General features: G+C 46.9%; 4 protein-coding genes. 2 read left to right on the top strand and 2 right to left on the bottom strand.

The window, feature by feature from the left end; translation table 11 throughout:
• On the bottom strand, positions 1-657 hold a 657-nt coding region (locus LUQ50_RS06090; RefSeq protein WP_300037717.1), incomplete at its 3' end, for a tyrosine-type recombinase/integrase.
• A gap of 133 nt (positions 658-790) precedes the next feature.
• Entirely contained in the window at positions 791-1,603 is an 813-nt protein-coding gene (locus LUQ50_RS06095) for a hypothetical protein (protein WP_300037720.1), read from the bottom strand.
• A gap of 216 nt (positions 1,604-1,819) precedes the next feature.
• Here LUQ50_RS06095 and LUQ50_RS06100 point away from each other — a divergent pair, with 216 nt between their 5' ends.
• The gene (locus LUQ50_RS06100; RefSeq protein ID WP_300037723.1) at positions 1,820-2,581 is read left to right on the top strand and encodes a response regulator; all 762 of its coding nucleotides are present in this window, start codon (positions 1,820-1,822) and stop codon (positions 2,579-2,581) included.
• Between the two features lie 94 nt (positions 2,582-2,675).
• A partial coding sequence (locus tag LUQ50_RS06105; protein WP_300037726.1) for a CHASE4 domain-containing protein occupies positions 2,676-3,256 on the top strand: 581 nt, incomplete at its 3' end.

Raw genomic sequence — 3,256 nt, forward strand, 5'->3', positions numbered from 1 at the left:
ACCAAAGAAGAGCGGGCCGCTGAGCCGGTTCCCGATGATGGAATCGATCTCATCCAAAGTCTCCTGATCGACAAATACCATTCTGATCTTTCCTCCTTTTCCCTTCACCCGGATCATCCGGTCGTCGCTATCAATATCCTCTACATTGATAGAACAGAGTTCAGACACCCGCACTCCGGTAGCATAGATGATCCTGACGATCAACTGGTCACGGGGATCAGGAATTGATCGAAGCAGCCTGATAACCTGACTGTGTTTGAGGTATGTGAGTTCGGTATCCTTTACCCGGGGCCGGTCAATACGGGGAACCGGATTTACTTCCAGGATATCTTGCATGATCATGAACCGGTAAAAGGAGGAGAGGGACGAGAGGATCCGGTTGAGGGTGGTAGCATGGTACTCCCGGCTTCGTGTCAGGAATGAAAGGTAGTTGGTTATCTCGATTGCATTCACCTCCACCTCAGTCTCCAGTCGCAGGGGTTGTTTCAGAAATGAGTGCATGGTGATCTCAGCACGACTATTCCGGGTGAGCCAGATGTAATGTCCGAACCTGGTCAGGGTCTGGTCATAACTGAGTAGGGTTTTCGCCGAATAATTGCGCATTTTCAGATACTGGAGGAACCGGGGGATCCATTCTGAAAAATATCCTGAATTCACGTGTATATAGGTATAATTTTAATTTTAATAACGTTTACGCAGAATACCTATTCTGCGCAATTATGGGTCGCAAAAAAGTTCAGGTATCTCAATCGGTGACCCTGATGTCAGTGGTCAAAAAAGTATGAATTGATCAGAGTGATGATGCCAACGTTACCTGTCTGGTGATAACCGCAGGGTCATCGACTGCAAACTCAAGGCTGAGTTCAAGGTCCTGGTGGTCAAGCAGGAATTTTCTGATCAGGGGAAGGGTGAACTGGTTATCAGGATCATCAAAAAGCAGGTGCTGCCGTTCTGAGCCCGGTCCCGGACTTCCTGAAAGGTGACTGAATGACAGGGGAAGGGTACTCATCCCGTCGAGCAGATCCTGGTATATAATCCCCTGCGCTGATGATGTACACCAGAGGTGGGGAAAGTCAGGACAGTACCCCTTAATACTACTTCCACCAAGGAGTTTCAGTTCTTCAGGTGTGGTCCCGAGGTACGCTGGTCCGAACTGCAGATCCGGCAGACTCTCAAGGCTGTATCGGGGATCCGGGAACCTGTCCAGAAAGTCATGAAATCTTGCAACCGCTTCATCCCGGTGACCATGCTCATATCTCCCTGCATGAATGACGATCACCTCTGAACCGGTATGATCAGCGGCTTCAAGGGTCTGGTTCATGGCAGTCTCGATATGAGTGTGGATGTCACCTGATATTCCGTTTGAAAATAATTCAGGGTCTGCGGGATTAACTCCCTGGAAATGGTGAGGTGCATGGATCCGGATCTTTCCTGCATATGGTTCAAAGACTTCGATGTTCTGCTGAAACATACTCTCTGTAAGTGGGATCATCATCAGTTGTACATGCCCGATAGTCCTGCTCTCGAGCAATGCTGCTCTTGAGGGTAGGATTTCCGGATGTGAGAGCAGGCAGCCTGCTCCGAAACGGGTAGTATTAATCACTCTTTGCTCCTGGTATTCATCTTACGTTCATATGCTGATCCGGCACCTTCATCGATGGAGTTCTCTTCGATATGAAAGTCCCCGTAATATCGCCAGATAATTATTATTAAAATTATAACATGTTTCTTTCATAACTCCTTTATCTCTGTATTGCACATAACAATAGTATCCTGAATATCTCCTGTATGGGTAACGAATGGTAGGAGTGGATTACTGATGAATGAGCAAAAAAAGGATTATCATGTCCTTATTGTTGAGGATGATCCAATTATCGCCCGGGTACTTGAGACCATTCTTAAAGACAGTAACTTCCTCGTCGATGAACCGGTAAACACAGGTGAAAAAGCAATAGGCAGGGTAGCAGCGCAGAAACCCGGGGTTGTGCTGATGGATATTGATCTGCTTGGACATCTTTCAGGAATCGAAACTGCCAGGATTCTCTTCCATCTATTTAATGTGCCGGTAATATTTGTTACCGGTCATGATGAACAGGAAGTACTCAGCCATGCGAAAGAGGCGGACCCCTTTGGCTTCCTGCTCAAACCGATCAATAGGAATATCCTCAATACCACGATTCAGATTGGCATTAATCTGCACGAGAAGATCTGCAATACTACCGAAGGAAAAACAGGTGGACTGACATCCTCGCAACGTGAGGAGTTGATCGGATCGCTGAAGCCGGTTCTCCTCTTGGATGAGGATAACCGGATCATCTGGCTGAATGATGCTGCTGAGTATCTGTTTGAACGATCAGGATCCGATCTGTTACTTGAAGACGGGCCTTCAGTTATTCAGATGCATGATCCCGCTTCTGGAGAATGTGTCGATATTTTCTCCCTGGACCCGGTCTTCGAGCGACCTTTGATTATTAAAGGGGTTCAGCATGAGAAACAGATTATTCCACGGATTTTTATGATCAATGATTCGTTTGGCGATATTAGCGGGTATTATCTCGAACTTACGCCGACTGGTGAATAGTCTGATCTTCTGACTGATGCTCCCCCGAGTACAACCATGAACACTCAATGTATCAACTCCCTCCTGTTGAGTGCCTCTATCACCTCCAGTACCGATGAATATTCTTTCCAACACGCCGATGAATCTACGTAGGAAAACTCTGTTTATTCTGGGTCTCTTGCTCCTGGGAGCAGTAGCGTTGATATTAGGGGTATCCTATACTGTTCTGATCGGGAGTTATGCCGGGTTTGAAGAGCAGAGCTCCAGGGATTCAGTTGTTCAGGGATTGAAAGCCATAGACTATGAGCGGTCCCTTATTGAATCAAAATGTGGCGAATGGTCGCGATGGGATGAAACATATTCGTTTATCAGTGGAAATAATCCCGGGTATGTGAAACAAAACCTGAACACCGACTCTTTTGACAATCTTGGTGTTGATCTCTTTGTCATCCTGAATCAGACCCGTTCGGTCAGGTTTGCAACCTGGTATAATTCAACTTCCCATCTGACCTCAGATCTACAGCCAGGTGATCTGAGTTCACTCGTCAATGCTTCGTACCTGTACACTCATGGAGATCTTATCAGCAGCAGATCCGGATTTCTCATCCGTGGTCCTGATCCTATGTTGGTTGTCTCCCAGCCGGTGCTGACTAGTCAGTATGAAGGACCGTCAGCAGGTTATCTGCTCTTAGGAAA

Source organism: Methanospirillum sp. (assembly GCF_028679455.1).
GTDB lineage: Archaea > Halobacteriota > Methanomicrobia > Methanomicrobiales > Methanospirillaceae > Methanospirillum.